This is a genomic window from Qipengyuania sp. S6317L1, assembly GCF_023015615.1.
Lineage (GTDB): Bacteria > Pseudomonadota > Alphaproteobacteria > Sphingomonadales > Sphingomonadaceae > Erythrobacter.
The window spans coordinates 15,181-38,317 of record NZ_JALKAJ010000005.1 but is presented as its reverse complement, the minus strand read 5'-3'; the positions used below and the strand labels follow the sequence as shown (position 1 = coordinate 38,317).

The window sequence follows — 23,137 nt, the reverse complement described above, 5'->3', positions numbered from 1 at the left end:
CCTCTCAACGATAGGCCAGTGTCTTGCGAACCGCCGCTTCGACGTCGTCAGGCGATGGCAAATAGGCTTGCTCGAGTTCCGATGCGAAAGGCACCGGAGTGTGCGGCGCGGTCACCATTTCAATCGGTGCCTTAAGGCTCGAAAACGCCTTGTTCGCAACAAGAGCGGCGAGATCGGTTGCAAGGCTACAACGTGGCGGTGCCTCGTCCACAATGACCAGACGCCCGGTGACTTCGACTGAATCAAGGATCGCCTCTTCGTCGAGCGGGCTCGTCGTGCGAAGGTCGATAAGGTCGACCCCGATCCCGTTTTCCGCAGCAGCTTCTGCAGCCGCCTCGGCAATGCCGACCATCAGGCCGGTTGCGATGACGGTCACATCTTCGCCCGATGTCACTTGCCGCGCATGGGCAAAAGGAATGGTCCAATCGCCGTCGGGCACCTCGCCCTCGACCGCATAAAGGGCTTTGTGCTCAAGGAACATGACCGGGTCATCACCGCGCAAGGCAGTGCGAAGCAGCCCGCGGACATCTTCGGGCGTTGAAGGCATGACGATCTTCAGACCAGCCATGCCGGTCAAAATCTGGTGAACGCATTGGCTGTGCTGGGCTGCGGCGTTGTAGCCACCGCCATAGGCCATGCGGATAATCGCAGGGCAGCGTGTCTTGCCGCCAAACATATAACGAAACTTGCCGATCTGGTTCCATATCTGGTCGAGGCTGACCCCGATGAAATCGGCAAACATAAGCTCTGCCACCGGACGCTTGCCTGAAAGAGCAAGGCCAGCAGCTGCGCCGACGATTGCGCTTTCGGAAATCGGTGTGTCGATGACCCGATTTGGGCCGAATTTGTCGAACAGCCCGGTCGATGTCGACCAGATGCCGCCGATTGCTTCAGGCCCACCATCGGTGCCCATACCGCCCACAACGTCTTCGCCCAGAACAACAACGCTTTCGTTGCGCTCCATTTCCTCTGCGATCGTCAATCGGACAGCGTCACGATACATCATTTTTGCCATCGCTCGGCTCTCCTCAATATTCTACATAGACGTCGGTGAGGACGTCTTCGGCTGTGGGTCGGTCAGCCGCGCGCGATGCTTCGACAGCAGCATCGACATCGGCTTCGGCAGCCTCATTCAGTTCGTCGATCACGGCCTCATCAAGAAGACCGGCCTCCGTCACTTTCTGACGGAAGATTTTCAGGCAGTCGCGCGTGTCGCGAATTCGGTCGAGTTCACCCTCGCCGCGATAGTTTTGCGGGTCGCCTTCAAAGTGGCCGTAAAAACGCTCGGTATCGAATTCGACCGCAGCCGGACCGTTCCCTGCGCGCACGTACTCCAGTATTTCGCGCATCGTGTCATGCACCGCGAAGAAGTCACACCCATCAGCGCGCCACACTTTCATGCCGAACGCTTCCGCGCGGCTCGCAATGTCTTTTTGCGTACCAACGGCATACTCAAAGCCGGTATGCTCGGAATAATGATTGTTTTCGAAAACGAAGATGCAAGGCGCCTTGGTCACCACTGCCATATTCATCGCTTCGAATGTGGTCCCCTGGTTACACGCACCGTCGCCGGAAAAGGTGATTGCCACCCTACCCTCGCCATCCAGCTTGCACGACATTGCCGCACCAACTGCGATGGGGGCGCCTGCGCCGACGATACCGTTCGCGCCAAGCATCCCCTTGTCGATATCGGCGATGTGCATCGAACCGCCCTTGCCTTTGCAAAGACCTTCGCGGCTGCCCCAGATTTCTTTCATCATTCCGGTCACATCACAGCCCTTGGCGAGGCAGTGACCATGTCCACGGTGGGTCGAGACGATCTTGTCCTCGATGGCAAGGTGTTCACACACGCCGACTGCAACGGCTTCCTGTCCGCAGTAAAGGTGTGTGAAACCTGCGACTTCGCCTGTTGCAATGATGTCGTGCAACCGTTCCTCGAAGGCACGGATCGTCGCCATCTTGCGATAGGCTTGTATTAGCTCGTCACGGCTGAGTTGCATTTACGAAGCTTCCTCTCTCCACTGGTGCGGTCAAAGACCGAGCACCGTCTTCGCGATGATTGTTGACTGGACCTCGTCTGTCCCGCCGAAAATTGTCCATGCGCGGCTGTTGAGATAGCGCGCCGAGGCAACCTGCGCCCCTCCCGAAATGAAGGGGTCCGAAGAATTGTCGCCATAAAGCGGCCGCTCAGCAGGCAATTGCAAGCCAGCCGGTCCGTACAAATCGACCGCCAGCAGATCAATTTTCTGCCGAAGCTGGGAAGCGAGCAATTTGGTGAGCGATGTTTGCGGTCCGGGCTTACGACCATTTGCGATGTCAGCAAGGATCTTGAGCTCGATCATGTCTAGGGACTGCACTTCCAATCGCAGTTCTGCGACCCGGCGGCGCCATTCAGGATCATCAGCCAGAGCCGCTCCTCGTGCGTCCGGCTCATCTGCCGCAGCCTTTTCGGCCATGCTAAGATCATAAAGAAGTTTGGGCGCATGGCACGAACCGCCCCGCTCATTTTCGAGCAGAAACTTGGCGATTTGCCAGCCCTGCCCTTCTTCACCGACCAGATTGCCGGCCGGGACGCGAACATCCTCAAGAAACACCTGATTGACCTCGTGGTCTCCAGCGAGCGTGTGGATTGGGCGTACGGCGACGCCGGGCGCGTCCATATCAATCAGGATAAAGCTGATGCCCTGCTGTTTGCGCCCGGAGTTGTCTGTGCGCACAAGTGCAAACATACGGTTTGCGTGGTGCGCGTGAGTGGTCCAAATCTTCGAGCCATTGATGACATATTCATCACCGTCACGAACCGCGCGGGTTTTGAGCGACGCAAGATCAGAACCAGCACCCGGTTCAGAGAAACCCTGGCACCAATAATCTTCACCCGACAAAATACGCGGCAGATAATAGGCTTTCTGCTCCTCGCTGCCGTAAGTGAATATCACCGGCGCAAGCAGTTTCAGCCCCAGCACCGTCAGATTGGGAGCGCCTGCCAGAGCACATTCTTTCTCGAACAGATAACGCTGAACCGGCGTCCATCCTGTGCCCCCGTGTTCGGCGGGCCATTGATAAGCGAGCCACCCGCGCCGGTTCAGAGCGGCGGCCCATGCATTGTGAATGTCAGGCTCGACAAAAACAGTCGGCGTTTGCGCCGTTGCCTCGCGCACCGTTGGCGAAAGTTCACTGGCCAGAAACTCGCGAACTGTATCGCGGAATTCTTCATCGGCTTTGGAAAGCTGGATATCCATCTTACCTCTCAAGAATTGTAACAGCTGACACGCCCGGCGCGCCGTAAACATGGCTGTAAGCGGTTTTCGGACTATCAGGGACCTGACGTTCGCCAGCCTCACCGCGCAGTTGGATGACATTTTCGTAAACTTGACGAAGGCCCGATGCGCCGATCGGTTCACCACAGGCGAGACAACCGCCATCGGTGTTCACGGGAAGCGATCCATCAATGCGAGTGCGCCCCTCGATCAACCACTTCTCCTGCTCGCCATCCCCACAAAAGCCGTTCTCGGCCATGTGCATGATTTCTGCGCCGCATTCGGTGTCCTGCAATTGAGCAAGATCAATATCTTCAGGGCCAATTCCGGCGGTTTCAAACGCCGCCTTGCTCGCAAGTCCGGTAGCGGTTCCGCCGCGTTCAATATCGACGCTTGGCGCAAACACCTCAAAACTGCCCGGAGGCCGCGTTCGCATAGTCGCAGCCTTCAGGCGGATCGGCGTGCAGCCAAGTTCGCGCGCTTTCTTTTCACTCGCAAGGACGAGAGCCACTCCGCCTTCACCCGGAGAGCAGAACATGAATTTGCAGTAAGGGTCGCTGATCATGGGCGCTTGCATGATCGTTTCGAGATCAATCGGTTCGCGCCGCCATGCGTGCGGGGTAATCGCGCCATTGAGGAACGCCTTTTCCGCAACCCGGCCAAGTGCCTCGCGACTTAGCCCGTGCAGGTGCATGTAACGCATGATCTTGGCCGCGAAAAACTGCGTCGTGACCATATAGCCCGCTTCGCCATACCATTCGGGGAGGCCATATTCGGCTGGCTTTGCGTCGAACGCTCCGCGCGGGTGCTTGTCGAAACCAACCGCTATACCAAGATCATATTCACCAGAGCGAATGGCCATTTGCGCGCTGAACAGCGCTGATCCGCCCGCCGCACAACCATTGCGCACATTGATGAATTGCACCCCTGTAAGGCCAAGCCGGTCGACCATTGTATCGGGATTACCGGCCGCATCGGACGCGCCATAGGCGAACTGAATATCTTCCCATTCAACCCCGGCATTTGACAACGCCGAGCGCACCGCAGCGACGCCCTGATCGACGCCTGAAACGCCGTCCGTACGGCCGAATTGGTGAATTCCAGCCCCGATTATGCATACATCACTCATGCTGCGTTCTCCGCTGGTTCGAATGCGGGAATCGCGACCGTATCTGCGTCGGGACGATCCAAGACAGCGACCGTCAACTGCAAGGGCATACCGATCTCGATGTTATCGAAATCAACATTGGCTATCCGCGCCTCGACGATGGTTTCACCGGGCAGTTCAACATAGCCAAGCGCCCATGGCTCGAACGTTTCAGGTCCGGCATAGGGCGGGCTTTTGGGGCGAAACCGTTGGATCGTGTAAGACCATAAGGTTCCCTCACGCGATAACGGATACGCCTCGTAACGATCCCCTTGAGGCAGAGGGAAAACCACACGCCCGGTTTCACGCTCGCGGCCACCAATCAGGCGCGGTGGATCTTCGCTGGTGAACAGGTTCTCTGCAATCGGTCGCATCACTGCCTCCTTTCGAAAGGTATAAGACGACGAAACCGACGGTTTGCCCATCCGACAAAGTGATAGGGTGTTGAGATTATTGGTATGAGAAGCGGTCAAACAAATAGAGCACGCGCCGCTCACTTGGCAGGCGCGCGCTGTTGAACCAAGGATTTGCAAAGTCTAGTTCAGATCAAGTGCCATCACTGCAATGTCATGGAAATTACCATCCAGATCTTTGACTTCGTTGCGTAGCAAAGCTTCGGGTCTGAACCCAAGTTCTTCGAAGAGATGCAACGCTCCTCCTTGATCGGGGCTCATCCGCGCAGACACCTTAAGCACCCCCTGCTCTCGCGCATGGCCAAGACAATGTTGTGTCAAAGCGCGGCCCACGCCAAGCCCGCGACAATCAGGCGCGACCAGAAGACGCACGTTTGTCACGTGCGCAGACCAACTCAATTCATCACCAACCATGGCGACGCAGCCCACGATGCGCTCGCCCTCTTCGGCAACAAGGCTGTAGATCTGATTGTTGAGCGACTGGCCCACCCAAGCCTCGACCACCTTGGAGTTGCGAATATCGCGATTGAGAAACAGAAGATCGTGGGCCGGCACCAGCGTCGCAAACTCCAGAAGGGAATTGCGGTCGGCATCGGTGATCTCGCGCAGACTGATCGTTCGCCCCTTCGCAGAAACGGTTTCAAGGGCATTGTCTTGTGCGGTCATCAGATACACCTTTCGCGAAGGGGTTTTCCGGGCTTAGGCCATCAAGCAGCGAGCCTCGACGATCCGTCACCCAAAATCCCACCATCGCTAACATCCGGTCCGAAGCAACTAGTTGTTTAGCGAGATGTATCCCAACTGCGCGGCTTTGAAGAGCGTCTGGCTACGATTGACGGCATCAAGCTTGGTGCAGGCATTGTGTATGTGAAAGCGCACCGTCGCACGACTGCGCGACATAATCATGCCGATTTCCATATCGGTTTTGCCAATCGCGGCCCATCGCAGGCATTCAACCTCGCGCTTCGACAGTCGCGACCCGGGTGGTAGGGCCTGTTGAGCACCCATGATATGGACATAGCTTGCAACAAATGTGCGGGCAAAAACGCCGAATATATCGCCGTGCTTGCGAAAATCTTCTTCCAGATCAAGCTTTGCCTGGTCCAGCGGATTGAAGCTTACCGCACCGATCAGCCCGAATGCCATATGGACCGGGACAACTATTGCCGCCGAAGTCATGGCGCGCTTCTCGAAATTATCGAGCTTGATATCATCAAGATAGCGGTTCGGCACTAAAGTGTGAAAGCCGCCCTCATTCACCCAGAACGGCTCGCTTTCGAAACGACAGGCTGACGTGATCGGACTGTCGAGCGCGATTCGCGAATTGCGCCACCAGACACCCTCATCATTGCCCCAGCCAAACACGTCATCGGCAAGGACCTTCCCATCCTCGTCGACAGGCGTGCGCTTATCCGCAATATCGTGCGCCGGTGCCGCCCGAAACCCGCGCTCCATCGCAATTTCGTGCAATGCCTGAGCAGCCCCGCGGATATCGCCCGGCGTCGTCATGCGCACAATCCCTAGGTCGTCGATACTGATTGATCCCATTCGTTTCTCTCCCAACACATCTATATCGGTAGAGCCCCCTACCGACAACTGCGCCCTAGTCATTTGAGCAGAATGACGAACCCGATCCCTTTGCTAGGATAGCCGCATCTTGGGAGAGAATGGGTTTAAAACGTGAACTTCGATCTGAACGAAGACGAGCAAATGTTGAAAGCTGCGGTGGAGCGTTTTGTCGCTGATCGGGCTTCGAATGCCAGCGGCGATGGTGAGATCAGCAGCGCCAGCGGATTTGCAATCGAAAACTGGCATATGCTTGCCGAACTCGGGATTTTGGCATCCTCGCAGCCCGAAGAATTGGGCGGTCTTGGCCTCGACAATAGTGCCATTGCCGTCATTCACGAAGCATTAGGACACGGCTTGGTGACCGAGCCTGTCATAGAAAACGCTATTCTTGGCGCGGGCCTATTGCTTAGCCATCCGGGCTTTTCTGATTGGGCTCAACCGCTCGCGGAAGGTTCAAAACGGGTGGCGCTTGCTCATGCCGAACGCGGATCACGCGGGGACACCGTTGCGATTGCGACGACCGCCCAATCAAACTCGGACAGCGTTATTTTGCACGGGCACAAGCCATTCGTAATCGCCGGCTATGGCTGCGACGGATATATTGTAAGTGCGCGTTCCGGGGGCGATGCTACCAATGGAGATTGGTCGCTCTATTTTGTTCCAGCGGACGCAGCTGGGCTGACATCATCAAGTTGGCGCCAGGCCGATGGCGTGATGGCAGCGGAACTCACGCTCGAGGGCGTGAATGTACCATCAGAGAATGAAATTCCTGACGGACCGGCTGTTCTTGAACGGCTGGAAACCCTATCCTCACTCGCCCGTTCGGCGCAGATGCTAGGCGTTATGGAACGGCTGTTTGCCGACACGCTCGAATATATGCGCACTCGTGAGCAGTTCGGTCAGGCTTTGGGCGGCTTCCAGGCGCTTCAACACCGTATGACCGCACAATATGCAAAGCTCGCCCAATCGCGCGCTCTTTTAGAGCTGGCCATCGTGTCGCAAGACAATTTCGAGGTCGCCGTTAAGGGCGCACGGGCTTTCATCGCCAAGGCGGCGCTGGAGCTTGGCCACGAGGCGATCCAGATGCACGGCGGCATGGGTGTCACCGATGAGCTTGCCATCGGGCACGGGCATAAACGCCTGCTTATGCTGACGCGCTGGCCTGATGATCCGCGCGCAGCGTTGGATGCCTACGCGCGGATATCTGCGTAAATTTAGCCAGCTGGACGCTCTTTCAACCAATTGATGCCGCGCCGCAGCAGGTCGTAAAAAACCGGCAAATCCCACGCGCACCGGTCCAGCGTCGGCCACCATTCAGCCATTGGTTGCAAGTCATAATGCCCACGGCAATGGCCAAGAGTGTTGTATAAGACACCGCCCTTCCCGCGGGGCTTCAGATAGAAGACGGGATGTTTGCCTGGCGCATCTGCCGCTTCGCGAAAACCGGTTCCTTCTTCGGTGCATTCCGTTTCCAGAAGGACGTGCAAATCGCCATGCGTTTCAAGGTGGTAAAGCTCATCCGTCGTCTCGAAGGGTTCGACCCCTTCGACCAGCGGGTGCGACGGATCGGCAACCGTCACGGTGTAAGGCGCAATCGGCGGGTGCGTGATGAACTGGCTTCCCAGCAAATCCATCATCAATGGCGCCCAGCGCGGCGCTTCCCAAACACCGTCTTCCATCAGGCGCAGGATCGAATTGGTCCCGTGAAGCGCATACCAGCGCCCGCCTTCTGAGAGCCAGTCACGCAGCACTTCCTGCGCGGCAAGTGATGGCACCACATCGCATGTGTAGGTGATCAAAATATCGGCACCGCGCAGCGCCTCCAGATTTTCGAAATCCTCAAAAACGCGGGTGCGAACTTCCGGGTGCTCACCCAGCAGTTTGAGCAGCTCCAACCGCGCGAAATCGATATCATGGTACAGCCCGCCCGCGATCAGAACACAATCGATGCGCTTTGGGTGGCTGTCCTCGGTTGCCTCTGCCAGTGGATCCGGCCCGTGGTCGACCCCGTTATCGAGCGGCGCCATCAGGAGTTACCTCCACCAAGCGTTCCCTCAAGATACTTCATCAGCGTATCCTGAAACTGACGGATGCGAATTTCCTGATAATTGCCAAGCTGCACTTCGCCCGTTTTGTGCGCGTGCAAGCCCTCCTGAACGTAGGGCAAGTTTTCCATGTCCTGTTCGAACACATCGCCCAGCCCGCCAAGCACGCCTGCCTCGGTCCATTTCTGGTCGAGTGTCAGGGAGATCAGCTCTGCTCCGCGTGGCTTGGGCTCGCCTTTCTTGATGCGCGCCAGAATGCGCACCTCCATGACGCTTGTGTCGGCCGTCTTGCCGGGGAACCAGCGGTAGACAATGTTCGGCATATAGCCGCCCCATGGGGCAAAGTTTGGAAAGACATTATAGACTAGCGCATCAAGCACCTCGGCATCGCTTGCATCCATGAGGCTATAGCCGGCCTGTTCGGAGTAAACCTCGCGCATCTTGTCGCCTAAGGCCTGCCGCGCAGTCTTGTCCTCTGGCACCTTGATCGCCATCGGATCGCCGTCCGGATCGTAATTGTCGGATGAGCGGCCATTGTACTTGATGAACTCATCGACGATCCATTGTTCGCCCTGCCCTTCTTGCACGTGAGGGCTCATCACCCCGAACGGCACAAGGTTGACGTTCACGTGGTCACCCCAAATGCGATAGGCAGAATTGCAATCGCCGGTAAACGGCAAGAGCTGGGGGTGGGTGACGATGGTGTGCCATGCTTCCATGAAGGCCTCCATCACCACTTTCCAGTTGGCCGGCACTTCCTTGGCGACGCGCATAACCGTGACGCACTCATCATGGTTCCATCGTTTGAAGTGATCGGGAAGCGGGGCGAGATATTCTTCAAGCGTTGGCCCACCGCGTTCTTCACGGATGAAGATATATCCCTGCCAATGCCCAACCTCGAGGTCAGGCAGGTCCATGTTCTTGTCTTTCAGATGCGGGAAATCCCACTCGCATGGAGCATGATCGAAGCTGCCATCCTTGTTCCAGGTGAACGCGTGGAAAGGGCAGACAAACTTCTCTGCACATCCATCCTCAAGCCGCAGCTTGCGCCCGCGGTGAAGACAGACATTGTGCATGGCCCGCACCGAGCCATCATCCTGACGCACGATGAGGTAAGAGCGGCCAGCCATTTCATAGACCACGAAATCGCCGGGATCGGGCAGGTCTTCTTCGCGCGCAGCAAACTGCCAGACATAGGGCCACATCTTCTCGCGTTCGGCCTTCGCAAACTCCTCGCTGGTGTAGCGTTCAACCGGGATCGGATCAGAGCCGCGATATTCGTAAGCTTCCTCTTTGAGAAATTCGGGAGCAGGTTTGGAATCCCTGTCCATCAACTCGTTCCAGCTCATCCCTTCGCTGCGGTCTTCGCCGTATTCGATTTCCGGATCCCGGTCGGCCATTGTCCAATTCCTCTCCTGTCACGCGCCTTCTTAAACGCGCATCTCAATCCATACTATGCAATCTGCGAAATCTGTCGCCTCGCGTCACCTTGCGCAAATCATAGGTTACAAAGCCCGCCCGCCCATGCAGAACACGGCAAAACAAGAGTGGGAGAGCGATGTTGAGCGATCGTTTGCAAGGAAAAGTTGCGCTGGTCACCGGCGGAACAAGCGGTATTGGCGCTGGCACGGTGGAACGACTGGCGCGCGAAGGTGCGAAAGTCGTGTTTACCGGACGCAATGCGGATGCAGGTAAAGAAGTGGCCGATCGCAGCGGCGCGACTTTCGTGCAGCATACAGTCGATGAGCCTTCGGATTGGCCCGAACTGATGGCGCGCATCGCAAAAGATCACGGACGGCTCGACATCGCTTTTGCCAACGCTGGCAGTGAAAAAGGCGATTCCAACGTCGAAGATATCAGCATTGAGGGTTGGAACGGCGTTATCGGCGTCAATCAAACCGGTGTCATGTTGACCGTCCAGAATGCGATCCGGGCGATGAAAAACAATCCCGACGGACCTACGGGTTCTATCATCGTCAATTCGTCCATGAACGCTCACCGCGCCATGGGCAATTTCCTCGCCTATTCTGTCTCCAAGGCAGCGGTAGTCGCGCTGGCCAAATCTGCTGCCATTCACTGCGGCAATCAGGGATATAAAATTCGCGTCAATGCGATCCTTCCCGGTGTGGTCGAGACCGCAATGATTTCAAACCTGATTGAGAGCAGCGAAGACCCCGCGGCAACGCGCGCAGCCTATGCAGGCATGTCGCCGCTCAAACGCATGGCCAATGTCGACGAAGTGGCCGCTTTCGTCGCCTATCTCGGTTCTGACGAAGCGTCCTTTATCTCAGGAGCGGATCTGGTGATCGACGGCGCAACCACGGCAGGGATGATGGGGCTATGAGCGAGCAAGGGACTGATCTGGGAGCACGCCGGCTGGAAGGCCGGGTTGCTATGGTATCCGGCGGCCTTCGCGGTATCGGCCTTGCCACGGTCGAACGCTTTGTCGCCGAAGGGGCGCAGGTTATTCTCACCGACCTTGATGCACAGGAGAGTTCAGAGGTCAAAGCTGTCCTTGAGCGGCTTGGCAATAGCGCAAGTTACCTCAAAGCCGATGTTACCAGCGAAGATGATTGGCAGCGCGTTTTGAAGCATACTGAGGAAATGCATGGAAAACTGCATATCCTTGTCAACAATGCCGGAACCGATCTGACCGGCGCGGTCGAAGATATCACCATGGAAAGCTGGCGCCGGATCATGGCCATCAATGTCGATGGCGTTTTTCTGGGCACAAAATATCTCGTTCCGCTGATGGCGCAAAGCGGCACGGATGTGAAAGGCGGTTCCTCGATCATCAATGTCAGCTCGATCATGGGCCTTGTCGGGATGAGTGAGGTTTCGGCCTACAATGCGAGCAAGGGTGCAGTGCGCCTTTTCACCAAAGGGATCGCCGCTGAGTTTGCGGCGAAGCAAATGCCGATCCGCGCCAATTCCCTCCACCCCGGCTTTGTTCACACCCCTCTTTTGAATGCTGGCTTTCAACGCTGGGTCGACAGCGGAGTGGCAGAAAAAGCGGAGGATCTGGTCGCAATGGTTTCGGGTAACACCCCCGTTGGCCGCCTCGCCCAGCCAGAGGAGATCGCAAGCGCGATCTTCTTCCTTGCATCGCCTGACGCCAGCTATGTCACTGGCACAGAAATCGTTGTTGATGGGGGGTACACGGCGGTATGACCATTGGTCTTGAAAATGTGATCGCCCTTGTAACTGGCGCGAATGGTGGAATTGGCCGCGAGACGGTCAAAGCGATGAAGGCCGCAGGCGCATCCGTGATCGCAACCGACCTTGCGGACAGTGACGAAAGCGGCGCGGATCACTATTTCCGCCATGACGTCACCAATTCCGACGACTGGGACGAAATCGGCGCTTTTATCGATGAGGAATATGGCCGGCTTGACGCTTTGGTAAACAACGCCGGTATTTCCATCGTCACCAAGTTCGAAGACACGCCGCTTTCCGACTTTCACCGGGTCAATGCGGTCAATGTCGACAGCGCGATCATCGGGACGCAAGTCTTGCTACCCCTTCTTCAGCAGGGTGGCAAAGCGCGCTCTGGCGGCGCATCCATCGTCAATGTATCGAGCGTCGGTGGCCTTCGCGGTGCGCCGTTCAATGCAGCCTATTGCACGAGCAAAGCGGCGATCAAGATGTTGAGCAAATGCATGGGCGCCGAATTTGCAGCTCTTGGCTACAACATCCGCGTGAACTCCCTGCACCCGGGCGGTGTCGACACAGGGATGCTCGATTCCATTTTCCAACGCTATGTCGAACTGGGCGCTGTTCCAGATGTTGAAACAGCGATTGAAGGGACCAAGGCCAATCACCCGATCGGCCGCATGGGCAAGCCGGAAGAAATCGCGGGCGGAGCGGTGTTCCTATGCTCACAAGCGGCGAGCTTCATGACCTGTGACGAGTTGGTGATCGACGGGGGCTTCAGCCAGGTCTGAAGCTATCGGGTTTTCCGCTGCGTGCTGTCCCGCATCATAACCAAAGACAAGCGCAGATCCGATGGTGCGTGCTGCCCCCAGATACGCCTATCATGTCGGCGAAGCGGGGCAATTGCCATCACTATATAGACTCGGAACAGGCTTTTTATCAGGGCCAAGAATTTGCGCATTAGCGTTGATTTGTGGTCCGTCATCCAGGTCCAGAAAACCCGGTGCCAGTTGTTTCCGAGCAATGGCCAAGCCGCGTTGCCACAATCAATCTCCCGTTTTGAGTTTTAGTGATCGCCGTGGATTTGGTCGAGCGAACCGGGCAGCGGCATCATGGGAGTGATCGTGTAGTGGCGGCATCTCCATCCCGTCTGGGTCTCCACGCATTCCATCCGGTATTTGACCTGAACTTCGACCCTGTTGCCATCGTGCGCGCGGCCCATACCGATCACATAGGCGCTCATTGCCCCAACTTCACCATCCCAGTTTTCAGGGCGGAAATTGGAGATGAAGTGGAAGTGATGCGACATTTGCTCAAAAACACCATCGAAGAACGCCTTGATATCACTCTTGTCGTTCATCATCGGCAGCCCGATAGCGGTCAGGTCCGCCTTTGCATCGTCAGTGAAGATGTCGAGCAACGGCTGCACATCCTGAAGGCCATCGACTGCATAGCAATAATCGATCATCAACCGCTCTAATGCTGTGCGGACATCTTCGGGCATCTGAGTCATTTGACGTTCCTTGTCTATTTTGGCCTTGTCCGTATTAGATCTACGATCAGGCGGGCATCATCGGAGTGAGAGAGAATTTACGGCACTTCCACCCTTGGGACGTCTCGACACATTCCCAGGTGTATTTGACCTGCACATGGATCAGTTCACCCTCTTTGGGTTGCCCCATGCCAATCACGTAAGTGTCGACGATGGCGACCTCGCCATCCCACGACACGGGGCGAAAATTTGCCATGTCGTGAAACTGGCCCGCCATCGCGGGAAACAAACCAGAAAAGAAACCGCGTATTTCTTCTTCGCCATTCATCGCCGGAAAGTTGACGGCTGAAAAGTCGATCACCGCATCGGGCGTAAAGATCGAAACGACCTTTTCCGGATCCTCCATTGCATCAAGGCTGTGCGAATAGTCCGCCATCAAATCCTTGATTGCGCGACGAACATTTTCGGGCATCTGACCCATCGAGTGAGGCCTCAGCTTTCGCCACCGATGGGCGGCTGCGGTTCGGTAGGGTGGCCGAGAACCATATCGTTGAGCAGCTCGTGGAAACGCTGAATACGCTTTTCCTGATAGGTCAGGATGCACCCTTTGAAGCCGCGCGAATTGAGGCCCTGTTGCTGGCTGGTTCCGATGGATAAATCCTGATCCGCGACAAAGCCAAGGCTCACCCCGTCGCCATAGACCGAGTGGCGAACCTCGGCATCGTGTTCCAGGGGCAGGTCGCCAATGGGTGTGACGACCGTCTCCATCCCCTCAACCGGAGGATAGAGGCACCAATGCTGGAAAACGCATTTCGCGGGATCAGTTGGATGCGGCTCTGTGCGCAAAATCTGGCACTGTTCAGGCGACATCGTCAGCGTCAGATTGGGAAACATTGTGCAGTGGAAATAATCAACCAACTGCTGATCGGTCATGTCGTCATAATTGGTAAAGCCGCGCTCAGGTCCAAGGCGCCTTTTGGCCTCAATGATCGCTTCACGAATATCTTCGGTGCGGCCATTGTATTCATCGGGATCAACGTCCCACGCGCGTGCAATGTCATCGAGCGGGGTTGGCACGGCTTCGAAATGCTGGCGCGTGGTTGCCTGGTGCCCCTTCATCCACATTGAGTTGTGGCCGCTATCGTACATCGCAAACTCGGTGTCAGGCAGGCCGTCATTGATGAAAGTCGCCAATTCCGGATGGATCGTTGGCAGGTGATAACTTTCGTTGAAATTGTCGCGCACGATCTTCCAGTTGAATTCCGCATCGCACGACAGGTTCATCACCCGAACCCAGTTCTCAAGACCGTATTCTGCAAGCTTTTCCGGGTAAGGTGAAAGCCATTCCAGAAGGGGGGGAACATCATCGTCCATGCACCAGAAAACAAACGGACCCCAGGTTTCGCACCGGACTTCTGTAAGGTGGACTTTGCCGCATGGATTGCCCCCGGGAAAGTCGTCCGGATCCTGCACATTGACAAGGGTTCCAGAGGAATCGAACTGCCATCCGTGATAGGCGCAAGTGATCCTTTCCCCCATGCCTTGATCGCCAAGGACAACGCGGTTTCCGCGGTGCGGGCACACATTGAAGAACGCGCGGATTGAACCATCGGCCTGACGAACCATGATCACCGATTCATTGGCGAAATTGTGGCGGACAATATCGCCCTCTTCCTCAAACTCTGCGACTACCGCGCCAAGGTGCCAGACCTTGGGCCAAAGGTTTTGGAATTCCTTTTCCATCCACTCGCGCGAGGTATAGCGTTCGGCTGTAATTTGATCGCCGCGAACTTCTTGGTCTTGCCCTTGGGCGTAGCGCGCTGCGCCGGTTTGCACATTCATCGTGTTTCTCCTGAATCTTGTTGTTCGACGGGCCAATCACGTTGATCGCTAAAATCCTCTCCCCTTCGCCCGCCTCGGTGGATACCGGGCTGTGCGAGGAAGGAATGGTCGGCAGGATGGTCGGATACCCAATCGGTGATAAGCCGCCGCTTGGCGATCCGCCACTCGCCATTCTTGCAGGCGAATTCGTCGATATAACGCCCGGAAACAAAGAGGTCGCGCGGTTCGCCAGCTTCGCCATTGGTATGGTGCCACGCCTGAAAATAACACTCGCCGCTCGCGGTATCTGCGCCAGTGAACTCGATTGTAACTTGACCCAGCAAATGGTGCGAGGCTTCCATATCACCGAGAAGCTGCTGACAGAATGTAACAAATTCGTCTGGTCCGCCAGCCGATAACCCTGCATCGACCAGAGCATCATCGTGAAAGGCGCTGCGCTGGAGCTTTGGGTCTAGCCGGTCAAGCCCGCGCATATAGCGCTGCACAGCGGCATTGATGTCGCGCCGTGCAGCAAGATCCCGCACTTCGGCTTCTAAGTCGAACGCTGCCATCAGTTTAATCCCTCTTGTTCTATCATCACCATGTCGGCGTCAGAATATTTGACCCATTTTTGCCCGCGTCCGGTCCAGCAATGGACAGTCGGTGCCAAATCGGTTGTGTCGTCAAGCGTCCCCGCCTTGTAGAAAATGATCTCTTGCTCTGCGGCACCGGGCGTGTCGGTCAGCACGGGTGATCCACATTCGGGGCAAAACTGGCGATAGACAGCCTTCCCGCTTGCGCCTTCATCCTCGTAGGTTTTTAGCGTGCCCTTGATGGTCATCCGATCTCGCGGCGCGGCTCCTACGACCGAAACCGCCGCACCGGATTGCTTTTGACAATTTCGACAAGCACAGGTCAGCAACATAAGCGGCGGCCATGGGACACTGTACCGCACGGCCCCGCATAAACAGCCGCCTTCGCGCGTCGCGTCGGTCATTACGCGCTCCATTTCAAACAAAGCCGCTCGATACAGCCGACGATACCCGGGCGCGTGGAAAGATCACTGTCTGGCGCAACCTCGAAATCGGGAATGCGCGCCAGCCATTCCTGAAGCGTGATTGCAACTTCGCTACGCGCAAGCTCTTGACCTGGACACATATGCGGGCCGCTACCGAATGCGGAATGTCGCGGCCGTTTTCGGGTGAAGTCGAGGTCCATCGGGCAGGCGTTTACCTCAGGATCAATCCCGTGAACGGCGGTCGGTATGGCGACCATGTCGCCTGCTTTCAGTTGGACACCGTGAAAATCGATGTCGTTTCTGACTTCGCGGGCGATAGTGACCAATCCAAAGCGGCGGAACAATTCGTTCGTTGCCGCAGGCATACCCGCCGGATTTTCTTGCAGGGCCGCCCGTGCGTCAGGTTTGCGAGCCAATTCAAGCATTACGAAGCTCAGGAAATTGACGACCGTATCCACGCCGGCAATGAGCACCTGTGTTGAAAGCGCTAGCGCCTCGTCTTGAGTAAGCTTTCGTCCGTCCAGATCTGCGGCGAGCATGAGAGAAAGCATATCTTCGCCCGGGTTTGCGCGCCGATCACTGATAATTGGATCGAGATAATCGAAAAACGCCTGGCGAGCATCCGCGAATGGCATAACAGGATCAGGCCGGGTCATGCTTTCTGCCCACAAACGGATCTTCACAGCATCGCTTTCAGGAAGTCCGACCAGAGCCAGAAAGATGCGAATAGGCAGGACGCTCGCATAACTTTCCGTGAAGTTGCAGTGCCCATCGGCTCGAAAGCTTTCGATGAGCTCAATTGCGGTTGCCCTGATCTCTTCGTGCAGCCCCCGTATCGCGGCAGGTTGCAGGTTTGCATTGAGCAGCTTGCGGTAGGGGCGATGTTCAGGCGGGTCGATCGTGGTCGGGATCAGCCCGTGCAATTCACCGATCGATTTGGGCAGGACGATGACGCGGTTTGAAAACCTCTCCCAATCGGACTGCACCTCGGCCATTACCTCGCCGCCCAGTGCCACCCAATGCCCCTCGTTACGCGGTGTCCAGACCAGCGGCGCATTGGCCGCTTGAAGCGCCGCCCACGCTTGATGGTAGTCCTCCTCAAAGCCGGGCGGTGCGTAGATATCTACGTCCACCAACAGGTCAGACGGTACGTGCTCGGGGGTATCGGAAAATGCAATGCTGGCCATATTTTCAATCCTCTCTCAAGGCCAATCTGCCGCTCATTCCATCGTTTCGCCATTGTCGATTGTGATAGTCGTTCCCGTGATGTGACGTCCGTCGTCGCTGGCGAGATAGAGCACCATATTGGCAACATCACTTGGTTGGCCCATCCCGTGAGTTTCAGCCTGATCGCGCCCTGCATTGCCCTCGGGAAGCTCGGCCATCGCCTGAGCGGTCATCGGAGTAGCAATTCCACCCGGAGCAATCGCGTTGCAACGAATACGATAGCCCTGTTCACGGCAATGGACGGCAATTGACCGGCTCATGCCGATTACCCCGGCCTTCGCCGCAGAGTAAGCCGGAATTGCGCTGATGCCCTTCAGCCCCGCGATCGATGCCATATTGATGATCGAGCCCGAACCATCTTTAGACATGTGCGGGATTGCCGCCTTGCAGCCGAGGAAGGGACCGTTGATCATCACTTCGGTCTGAAGCCGGAAATCGTCATAGCTCAATTCTTCAACCGTCGCGAAACGCACAAGGCCCGCATTGTTGACCAGCGTGTCGAGACGACCAAACTGCTTGATGGTTTCTGCGACCACTTCGCCCCAGCGCGCTTCGTCTCGCACATCGTGATTGAGGTAAAGGCACCCATCAATGCTGGCCGCGACCTTCTCACCCAGCTCGTCCTGAACGTCGGTGATAACCACTTTGGCGCCCTCGCGTGCAAGCGTGCGCGCATCTTCTTCACCCAATCCTGACGCACCGCCCGTGATCAGGGCCACTCGGCCATCCATCTTTCCCATCAAACTCTCCCTAGAAATTGCTCGGCAGGCGGGCGCGCAACGCCCACATGCCCGACCCGTTCAAAACTCAACCCGTACATCCACGCCATAGGTGCGCGGCGCACCAATCGAGGCGAGCGTACCGATCCCGGTGAGGTTCAGGCGTTGGTTGAAGTATTCCTCGTCGAACAAATTGCGCGCCCATACACCGATGGTGATGCCGGAATTGTCTGGCGAGTAACTGGCGAAGGCGTTTACCAGATTAATCGAAGGCACAAGCTCAACAGGCAGGTTGGTGAAGCCTGTGAACTTGGAGCTGGTATAGCTGTATTGCCCGCCAAGATTGAGCTCGCCCGGCCCCACTTGCCCTTCCCAGTTCACTCCAACAGCAGCGTTCCATTCGGGGGAATTGAGCAATTTGTTGCCCGCAAACGATACCGGTACCAATGCACCTGTGGCATCGAGCACTTGGGTATCATATTCCAGATATTCAGCGTCTAGGTACGCAAGCGAGCCGGTCAGCGTCAGGCCATCGACGGGAACGGCAGTTGCCTCAATCTCGAAGCCCTTGCTTTCCGATTTACCGGCATTGGTGATCGTGGCTGAGTTCGCGCCAGACGGGAAAGTCAGGTTTTGCACCACTTGTTGATTGTTATATTTGTTGAGGAAGGCAGCAAGATTGAGCCGCAGCCGGCCATCGGCAAGGTCCGATTTCAGGCCGACTTCAAAGGTATCCACCTCTTCCGGATCAAACGGGCCAATATCCTCGGCGATCACGATACGGCCGGTAAATCCGCCCGATTTGAACCCGCGTGCATAATATCCGTAAAGCAGCACATCATCGCTTGCCTTATAATCCATGCCGATCTTCCAGCCGACATTGTCCCAGCTTTCGTCGCCAGTCGCGATCACTTCAGAGCCGGGGATCAAAGGATCATCAAATTTCGCAGGCCCACCATCAGGATTGATCGAGTTGGCATTCGTCGAGATCGCCTCTGTCTTTTCGTGCGCAAACCGAAGCCCTGCCTGCAAAGTCAGTTCAGGGGTCAGCTCCTGATAAAGCTGCGCAAACAGTGAGATCGATTTGTTTTCCTGATCCTGCGTTTGTGGCTGCCCCAAACCTAGCGCGAAGCCATCCAGCTTGGTTGACTGATCGAGGAAGTATTCCTGCTCAAAATAGAACACCCCTGCGATCAGACGTGTCGTATCGCTCAAATCGACAAGATTGCGCAATTCCTGACTGAATTGATGGTGGCTGATGTCTCGCCGTGTCTGGAGCAGCACGGGTGTTACGGCATCATCATCGGAAAACAGCAAATTGTCGTATTCGCGATAGTTCGTGATCGAGGTCAGCGTGCCGAATGACGTCTCAAGATTTTGTGTCAGTGTCGCTGAAAATGTGTCGCGATCATTCGAATTTGGCTGATCGTTCGACTGGCCCCGCATATAATCGAAGGGGTCTTGCGTCTGACCGGGTGTGAAGAACAACTCACCCGGCTCGGCAATCAAAACACCTGTTTGGGAATCGTTGCGGCTCGCCGAGTACTCCCCAATCACCGTCGCATCGTAGAGGCCGTTGTCATACTGGAGATAGCCACGAAGCGTCGTGATGCTGTGCGCGCCCAACCGCTCTCCATCGAGATAGTTGCGGAAGTAGCCGTCGTTCGAGTTGTGCAGAACGCTGATTTTGCCAGCGAAGTCCTCGCCCAAGGGGAAATTGAGCGAGGCATTTGCCTCGATCTGGTTGTAGTTACCGTAAACCAGCTGCGCTTCGCCCTCCAAAACGCCGGTGGGCTGCTTGGTGACAACGTTGATGACACCGCCGGTCGTGTTTGCGCCGAACAAAGTGCCCTGCGGGCCGCGAAGGACCTCGACGCGCTCAATATCGAACAGCGAAAGCAGTGCGGCGGTGTTTACGCCTACGACCACCCCGTCAACGACCACCGATACAGTCGTGCCGACATAAGGATCAGCATCATTCACACCGATGCCACGGATCGTGAAGACTGCGGAGTCGGGCGAATTAGAAAAGGAATTGATCTGCACGTTAGGCAGCGAGTTGGACAAGTCGAGGACGTTGTTCACTTGTGCGTTTTCGAGGGTTTCCCCAGCAAGCGCGGTGATTGAAATCGGCACATCCTGGATGTTCTGCGCTTCTTTTTGAGCGGTCACGAGAATCTCGTTTACGCCGCCTGTGTCGCCTGACTGCGCGAGATCATTATCTTGCGCCGCGACCTGACCAGCACCGAACGCAACCAACGAAATGCCTGCGAGCAGCCTTACTGCATAACCCATTAGTTTTCTCCCTCCCATACATCAGCCGCTTCGAGGGGCAGACCGCCATTTTTGGCGCTTTATATGGCTGCCCACGAAAAACCGACGGGGCTGTCGGTTTTGTGCACTTATGCGACGTGGAAGGGATACTGGGCTTTTGACTAGGCTGCTTTTGCCCCCGCGCCCGATGCAGTTTAGAGAGATGACTGTGACACAATCGAACCCAACTCCCATCGTCCACGGTGCAAATGATCTCGCAGAGCCTCGTTGGCAGCAGCGCAAAGCTGCAATGACCCGCGAGAACATAATGCAGGCGGCGATCGATTGCCTTGTCGAATGTGGCTACGCCGGGCTCACCACCAGCGAGATCGTGCGAAGGGCAAACATTTCACGCGGCGCAATGCACCACCACTTTGCCAATCGCACCGAACTGGTCGCGGCGCTGATCGACTTCGTGCAGCATCGCCGGCTCGAATTTTTTCTAGGCGAATATCTCAGTTCCTTGCGCGATGCCGAACCAGCTGAGGCAATCCGACTTGCTACCGAACTGCACTGGCAAAGCGTTTTGACACCCGAATACTCCGCCTATCTCGAACTGGCGATGGCGGCCCGTACCGATGCCGATTTGGCAGCACTACTGGTTCCGGCGACCAAAGCCTTCGACAAGGAGTGGATGGACAAAATGGAGGAGGCCTTCCCGCAATGGGATGGTCGGCACGAAGCCTTGCACCTTGCAAGCGACTTTGCAGCGGCGCTTCATCTGGGATTGCTGGTTAATCGCCCATTTCTCGGCAACCCGTCACGCCGCAGCGCAGTCAGGGACAAGCTCATAACAGTGATCGAACAGCTCTACGCCGAGGAAGATTAGAAACCGACAGGTCTGCCGGAATTCTGCCCAAAGTGATAGTATGCGTTCCCTGGGACGCGCTGCAATATGTGCTGCAAATCGTTTGGGAGACGATGCAATGAATAAGCAAGCCTCAGTTCCGCCGCCGATGAACGGGCGCGACCCGGCAAACCTGCGCGGTGATCCGATCACCGGTGACCGCTACTTCTCAAAAGAGTTCGCGCAGAAGGAGTGGGATCACCTCTGGACCAAGATTTGGCACGTCGCTGGTCGCACTGCCGAATTGGAAGAAGCAGGCGACTTCGTAGTCCATAATTTTATGAAAGAATCGGTGATCTGCGTGCGCCAGCACGACGGATCAGTGAAAGCTTTCTACAATTCCTGCGCACACCGCGGGATGCGTCTGGTTCAGGATTCCTCTTGCGTTGATGCCTTCACCTGCCCTTATCACGGCTGGCGTCATGGCCTCGATGGAGTGGTCGAATATGCGCAAGACGCAGACGATTTTGTGCGAGGCAACCCTTGCGGCAAGGCAAAGCTGAAAGAGCTGCGTTGCGAGACGTGGGGCGGGTTTGTCTGGTACACAATGGACGACAACGCGCCGAGTTTGCACGATTATCTCTATCCCATGATGGAGGTTTATCAACGTTACGACATGGACAAGGCCGTGCGCGTGGCGTGGTATCGCATCGCTCTCAACGCCAATTGGAAGTTCGTCACAGACAATTTCTCGGAAAGCTACCACACCCGCACCGCCCATCCGCAGGTTCCGCCCTGGATTGATCAGGATGTGGATTCTGCGCGGCTTGAAATCTGGCCCAATGGGCTCGGTCGCACTGTCCAGCCCATGCGCCCTTCCCTGACTGACAGACCGGAAGGCGGCGGTAACGCCATGTTCGAGGCCGAACTGCGCAAATGGGACATCGACCCTGAGACATACGAGACATACGAAGAGTTTGCGATTCAGGGCTGGAAAGACCTTAAGGCTGCCAAACGCAAGCTCTGGAAGGAAAAAGGTTATCTCCACTACGAGCACCTCAATGAAGAAGAGATCACCGACAGTCCGCATACGGTGATGTTCCCCAATGTCACGATCAGCTTCCTGCCCGACAACCTGGTCTTCTTCCGCAGCGAGCCTCACCCCGAAGACCCGGAGAAATGCTACTTTGACCTGTGGTGCATGGCATTTCCCGTAGAAGGGCAGACCGAGGTGGAGTCGATCATGGCCGGGATCCGCCCTTTGCAAGAGGCGACCCACTGCGAACATCGCGATTTTGATCAAGGGCGCGGTATCCCTGAACTGTCTGGCCAGATTGTCTATCAGGACATGGAGCTTGCCGAAGGGATGCAGGCAGGGATGCATTCGCGCGGATATTCAGACGCGTATCTGTCTGCGCAGGAAACAAAAGTGCGCTTTTTCCATGAAGTGCTCAACGACTGGATCGAGGGAAGGAAGCCTTAATGGCAAACGTATTTATTGTCGGCGCAAGCCGCGGGATTGGATTGGAACTGGCACAGCGTCATGCCGCGCGCGGCGACAAAGTTTTTGCTTTCGTCCGCTCACCTGACAGCGCGTCCGACTTGGCTGAGGCCGCCGATCAAAGCGATGGTGCGATTACCGTTCATGCGATGGATATCGGCAACCCAGCGTCAGTCGCTTCGGCCTCATCCGGAGCAGGTGATGAGCCGGTCGATTATCTTTACATAGTCGCAGGGGTCACAGGCCCCACCAATAACGAGCTTGAAACCGATATCGACTGGGATGGGTGGGACCAGGCCTTTGCGATCATGGTCAAAGGGCCGCTCGCCGTGTTCAAGGCGTTTTTGCCACGGATGCATAAGGGCACAAAGGTCATCAATTATTCGAGCCAGCTTGCCGCATCCACTTGGCCTTATGGCGGTATGTACGCTTATGGCACGATGAAGAACGGCCTTAACCGCATGATGCGTTCGGTTGCGATCGACGTGAAGGAACGCGGCATCATCGTCGTCCTGCTCCACCCGGGCTGGGTAAAAACCGACATGGGCGGTCCCGATGCAGACATCACCACCGAGGAAAGCGTTGCTGGAACGATGACGCTCGCTGATCGCCTGACAATTGATGACAGCGGCGAATTCTTCAACTGGAATGGCGAACACCACGCCTGGTAAGGGA

24 protein-coding genes are annotated in these 23,137 nt (G+C 56.4%); 7 read left to right on the top strand and 17 right to left on the bottom strand.

Going from position 1 to position 23,137, the window contains the following annotated elements; all coding sequences use genetic code 11:
- Positions 1-4 precede the first annotated feature (4 nt).
- From MWU38_RS11825 to MWU38_RS11795, 7 genes are all read right to left on the bottom strand, one after another.
- Entirely contained in the window at positions 5-1,015 is a 1,011-nt protein-coding gene (locus MWU38_RS11825) for an alpha-ketoacid dehydrogenase subunit beta (RefSeq protein WP_247272023.1), read from the bottom strand.
- A gap of 13 nt (positions 1,016-1,028) precedes the next feature.
- Positions 1,029-2,000, bottom strand: coding sequence for a thiamine pyrophosphate-dependent dehydrogenase E1 component subunit alpha (locus tag MWU38_RS11820; RefSeq protein ID WP_247272022.1), 972 nt, complete (start codon positions 1,998-2,000; stop codon positions 1,029-1,031).
- 30 nt (positions 2,001-2,030) lie between these two features.
- A complete protein-coding gene (locus MWU38_RS11815; protein WP_247272021.1) occupies positions 2,031-3,239 on the bottom strand; it encodes an acyl-CoA dehydrogenase family protein in 1,209 nt (402 codons plus the stop codon).
- A 1-nt stretch (position 3,240) separates the two neighbouring features.
- Positions 3,241-4,386, bottom strand: a complete 1,146-nt coding sequence (locus MWU38_RS11810; RefSeq protein WP_247272020.1) for a thiolase family protein — start codon at positions 4,384-4,386, stop codon at positions 3,241-3,243.
- Positions 4,383-4,778 (bottom strand): OB-fold domain-containing protein, encoded by a 396-nt coding sequence (locus MWU38_RS11805; protein WP_247272019.1) that lies wholly within the window; start codon positions 4,776-4,778, stop codon positions 4,383-4,385. The genes MWU38_RS11810 and MWU38_RS11805 overlap by 4 nt, the downstream gene beginning before the upstream one ends.
- 162 nt (positions 4,779-4,940) lie before the next feature.
- Positions 4,941-5,483 (bottom strand): GNAT family N-acetyltransferase, encoded by a 543-nt coding sequence (locus tag MWU38_RS11800; protein WP_247272018.1) that lies wholly within the window; start codon positions 5,481-5,483, stop codon positions 4,941-4,943.
- A 108-nt stretch (positions 5,484-5,591) separates the two neighbouring features.
- A complete protein-coding gene (locus MWU38_RS11795) occupies positions 5,592-6,365 on the bottom strand; it encodes a helix-turn-helix transcriptional regulator (protein ID WP_247272017.1) in 774 nt (257 codons plus the stop codon).
- Between the two features lie 132 nt (positions 6,366-6,497).
- Here MWU38_RS11795 and MWU38_RS11790 point away from each other — a divergent pair, with 132 nt between their 5' ends.
- Positions 6,498-7,598 (top strand): acyl-CoA dehydrogenase family protein, encoded by a 1,101-nt coding sequence (locus tag MWU38_RS11790; RefSeq protein ID WP_247272016.1) that lies wholly within the window; start codon positions 6,498-6,500, stop codon positions 7,596-7,598.
- Positions 7,599-7,600: 2 nt separating this feature from the next.
- On the opposite strand, the gene MWU38_RS11785 is transcribed toward MWU38_RS11790, so the two are convergent.
- Both MWU38_RS11785 and MWU38_RS11780 read right to left on the bottom strand, forming a co-directional pair.
- Complete coding sequence (locus MWU38_RS11785; protein WP_247272015.1) at positions 7,601-8,413, bottom strand: ThuA domain-containing protein; 813 nt, start codon at positions 8,411-8,413, stop codon at positions 7,601-7,603.
- Positions 8,413-9,831, bottom strand: coding sequence for an aromatic ring-hydroxylating dioxygenase subunit alpha (locus MWU38_RS11780; protein ID WP_247272014.1), 1,419 nt, complete (start codon positions 9,829-9,831; stop codon positions 8,413-8,415). Before MWU38_RS11780 ends, MWU38_RS11785 begins: the two co-directional genes overlap by 1 nt.
- Positions 9,832-9,989: 158 nt before the next feature.
- On the opposite strand from MWU38_RS11780, the gene MWU38_RS11775 reads away from it, so the two are divergent.
- The 3 genes from MWU38_RS11775 to MWU38_RS11765 are packed head-to-tail and all read left to right on the top strand — an operon-like array spanning position 9,990 to position 12,375.
- Positions 9,990-10,775 carry an SDR family oxidoreductase gene (locus MWU38_RS11775; RefSeq protein WP_247272013.1) on the top strand — a complete coding sequence of 262 codons (786 nt, stop codon included), beginning with the start codon at positions 9,990-9,992 and terminating at the stop codon, positions 10,773-10,775.
- A complete protein-coding gene (locus MWU38_RS11770) occupies positions 10,772-11,602 on the top strand; it encodes a glucose 1-dehydrogenase (RefSeq protein WP_247272012.1) in 831 nt (276 codons plus the stop codon). Before MWU38_RS11775 ends, MWU38_RS11770 begins: the two co-directional genes overlap by 4 nt.
- Positions 11,599-12,375, top strand: coding sequence for an SDR family oxidoreductase (locus MWU38_RS11765; RefSeq protein WP_247272011.1), 777 nt, complete (start codon positions 11,599-11,601; stop codon positions 12,373-12,375). Before MWU38_RS11770 ends, MWU38_RS11765 begins: the two co-directional genes overlap by 4 nt.
- Positions 12,376-12,650: 275 nt before the next feature.
- Here the strand turns inward: MWU38_RS11765 and MWU38_RS11760 are convergent, their stop codons facing one another.
- The 8 genes from MWU38_RS11760 to MWU38_RS11725 all read right to left on the bottom strand — a co-directional run bounded on the left by MWU38_RS11760 (position 12,651) and on the right by MWU38_RS11725 (position 20,156).
- On the bottom strand, positions 12,651-13,097 hold the full coding sequence (locus MWU38_RS11760; RefSeq protein WP_247272010.1) for a nuclear transport factor 2 family protein: 447 nt from the start codon (positions 13,095-13,097) through the stop codon (positions 12,651-12,653).
- 46 nt (positions 13,098-13,143) lie between these two features.
- On the bottom strand, positions 13,144-13,557 hold the full coding sequence (locus MWU38_RS11755) for a nuclear transport factor 2 family protein (protein ID WP_247272009.1): 414 nt from the start codon (positions 13,555-13,557) through the stop codon (positions 13,144-13,146).
- A gap of 11 nt (positions 13,558-13,568) precedes the next feature.
- Positions 13,569-14,918, bottom strand: coding sequence for an aromatic ring-hydroxylating dioxygenase subunit alpha (locus MWU38_RS11750; protein WP_247272008.1), 1,350 nt, complete (start codon positions 14,916-14,918; stop codon positions 13,569-13,571).
- Positions 14,915-15,469, bottom strand: a complete 555-nt coding sequence (locus MWU38_RS11745; RefSeq protein WP_247272007.1) for a nuclear transport factor 2 family protein — start codon at positions 15,467-15,469, stop codon at positions 14,915-14,917. Before MWU38_RS11745 ends, MWU38_RS11750 begins: the two co-directional genes overlap by 4 nt.
- Positions 15,469-15,822, bottom strand: coding sequence for a GFA family protein (locus MWU38_RS11740; RefSeq protein ID WP_247272576.1), 354 nt, complete (start codon positions 15,820-15,822; stop codon positions 15,469-15,471). The genes MWU38_RS11745 and MWU38_RS11740 overlap by 1 nt, the downstream gene beginning before the upstream one ends.
- Before the next feature lie 71 nt (positions 15,823-15,893).
- Positions 15,894-17,102, bottom strand: a complete 1,209-nt coding sequence (locus MWU38_RS11735) for a cytochrome P450 (protein ID WP_247272006.1) — start codon at positions 17,100-17,102, stop codon at positions 15,894-15,896.
- Between the two features lie 33 nt (positions 17,103-17,135).
- Entirely contained in the window at positions 17,136-17,882 is a 747-nt protein-coding gene (locus MWU38_RS11730) for an SDR family oxidoreductase (RefSeq protein WP_247272005.1), read from the bottom strand.
- A gap of 60 nt (positions 17,883-17,942) precedes the next feature.
- Positions 17,943-20,156 carry a TonB-dependent receptor gene (locus tag MWU38_RS11725; RefSeq protein ID WP_247272004.1) on the bottom strand — a complete coding sequence of 738 codons (2,214 nt, stop codon included), beginning with the start codon at positions 20,154-20,156 and terminating at the stop codon, positions 17,943-17,945.
- Positions 20,157-20,337: 181 nt separating this feature from the next.
- On the opposite strand from MWU38_RS11725, the gene MWU38_RS11720 reads away from it, so the two are divergent.
- The 3 genes from MWU38_RS11720 (at position 20,338) to MWU38_RS11710 (ending at position 23,133) form a co-directional block, all read left to right on the top strand.
- Positions 20,338-21,003 carry a TetR/AcrR family transcriptional regulator gene (locus MWU38_RS11720; RefSeq protein ID WP_247272003.1) on the top strand — a complete coding sequence of 222 codons (666 nt, stop codon included), beginning with the start codon at positions 20,338-20,340 and terminating at the stop codon, positions 21,001-21,003.
- A gap of 97 nt (positions 21,004-21,100) precedes the next feature.
- Positions 21,101-22,444: an aromatic ring-hydroxylating dioxygenase subunit alpha gene (locus MWU38_RS11715; protein WP_247272002.1), complete on the top strand. Its 1,344-nt coding sequence runs from the start codon at positions 21,101-21,103 to the stop codon at positions 22,442-22,444.
- Positions 22,444-23,133 carry an SDR family NAD(P)-dependent oxidoreductase gene (locus MWU38_RS11710; RefSeq protein WP_247272001.1) on the top strand — a complete coding sequence of 230 codons (690 nt, stop codon included), beginning with the start codon at positions 22,444-22,446 and terminating at the stop codon, positions 23,131-23,133. Before MWU38_RS11715 ends, MWU38_RS11710 begins: the two co-directional genes overlap by 1 nt.
- The last annotated feature ends 4 nt before the right edge of the window (positions 23,134-23,137 follow it).

Coding starts and splice junctions, on each gene's coding strand:
- MWU38_RS11770 (WP_247272012.1), top strand. CDS start 10,772: ATGAGCGAGCAAGGGACTGATCTGGGAGCACGCCGGCTGGAAGGCCGG.
- MWU38_RS11800 (WP_247272018.1), bottom strand. CDS start 5,483: ATGACCGCACAAGACAATGCCCTTGAAACCGTTTCTGCGAAGGGGCGA.
- MWU38_RS11740 (WP_247272576.1), bottom strand. CDS start 15,822: ATGTTGCTGACCTGTGCTTGTCGAAATTGTCAAAAGCAATCCGGTGCG.
- MWU38_RS11815 (WP_247272021.1), bottom strand. CDS start 3,239: ATGGATATCCAGCTTTCCAAAGCCGATGAAGAATTCCGCGATACAGTT.
- MWU38_RS11825 (WP_247272023.1), bottom strand. CDS start 1,015: ATGGCAAAAATGATGTATCGTGACGCTGTCCGATTGACGATCGCAGAG.
- MWU38_RS11750 (WP_247272008.1), bottom strand. CDS start 14,918: ATGAATGTGCAAACCGGCGCAGCGCGCTACGCCCAAGGGCAAGACCAA.
- MWU38_RS11710 (WP_247272001.1), top strand. CDS start 22,444: ATGGCAAACGTATTTATTGTCGGCGCAAGCCGCGGGATTGGATTGGAA.
- MWU38_RS11735 (WP_247272006.1), bottom strand. CDS start 17,102: ATGGCCAGCATTGCATTTTCCGATACCCCCGAGCACGTACCGTCTGAC.
- MWU38_RS11715 (WP_247272002.1), top strand. CDS start 21,101: ATGAATAAGCAAGCCTCAGTTCCGCCGCCGATGAACGGGCGCGACCCG.
- MWU38_RS11720 (WP_247272003.1), top strand. CDS start 20,338: ATGACTGTGACACAATCGAACCCAACTCCCATCGTCCACGGTGCAAAT.
- MWU38_RS11775 (WP_247272013.1), top strand. CDS start 9,990: ATGTTGAGCGATCGTTTGCAAGGAAAAGTTGCGCTGGTCACCGGCGGA.
- MWU38_RS11780 (WP_247272014.1), bottom strand. CDS start 9,831: ATGGCCGACCGGGATCCGGAAATCGAATACGGCGAAGACCGCAGCGAA.
- MWU38_RS11765 (WP_247272011.1), top strand. CDS start 11,599: ATGACCATTGGTCTTGAAAATGTGATCGCCCTTGTAACTGGCGCGAAT.
- MWU38_RS11785 (WP_247272015.1), bottom strand. CDS start 8,413: ATGGCGCCGCTCGATAACGGGGTCGACCACGGGCCGGATCCACTGGCA.
- MWU38_RS11760 (WP_247272010.1), bottom strand. CDS start 13,097: ATGACTCAGATGCCCGAAGATGTCCGCACAGCATTAGAGCGGTTGATG.
- MWU38_RS11725 (WP_247272004.1), bottom strand. CDS start 20,156: ATGGGTTATGCAGTAAGGCTGCTCGCAGGCATTTCGTTGGTTGCGTTC.
- MWU38_RS11730 (WP_247272005.1), bottom strand. CDS start 17,882: ATGGGAAAGATGGATGGCCGAGTGGCCCTGATCACGGGCGGTGCGTCA.
- MWU38_RS11810 (WP_247272020.1), bottom strand. CDS start 4,386: ATGAGTGATGTATGCATAATCGGGGCTGGAATTCACCAATTCGGCCGT.
- MWU38_RS11795 (WP_247272017.1), bottom strand. CDS start 6,365: ATGGGATCAATCAGTATCGACGACCTAGGGATTGTGCGCATGACGACG.
- MWU38_RS11745 (WP_247272007.1), bottom strand. CDS start 15,469: ATGGCAGCGTTCGACTTAGAAGCCGAAGTGCGGGATCTTGCTGCACGG.
- MWU38_RS11805 (WP_247272019.1), bottom strand. CDS start 4,778: ATGCGACCGATTGCAGAGAACCTGTTCACCAGCGAAGATCCACCGCGC.
- MWU38_RS11820 (WP_247272022.1), bottom strand. CDS start 2,000: ATGCAACTCAGCCGTGACGAGCTAATACAAGCCTATCGCAAGATGGCG.
- MWU38_RS11755 (WP_247272009.1), bottom strand. CDS start 13,557: ATGGGTCAGATGCCCGAAAATGTTCGTCGCGCAATCAAGGATTTGATG.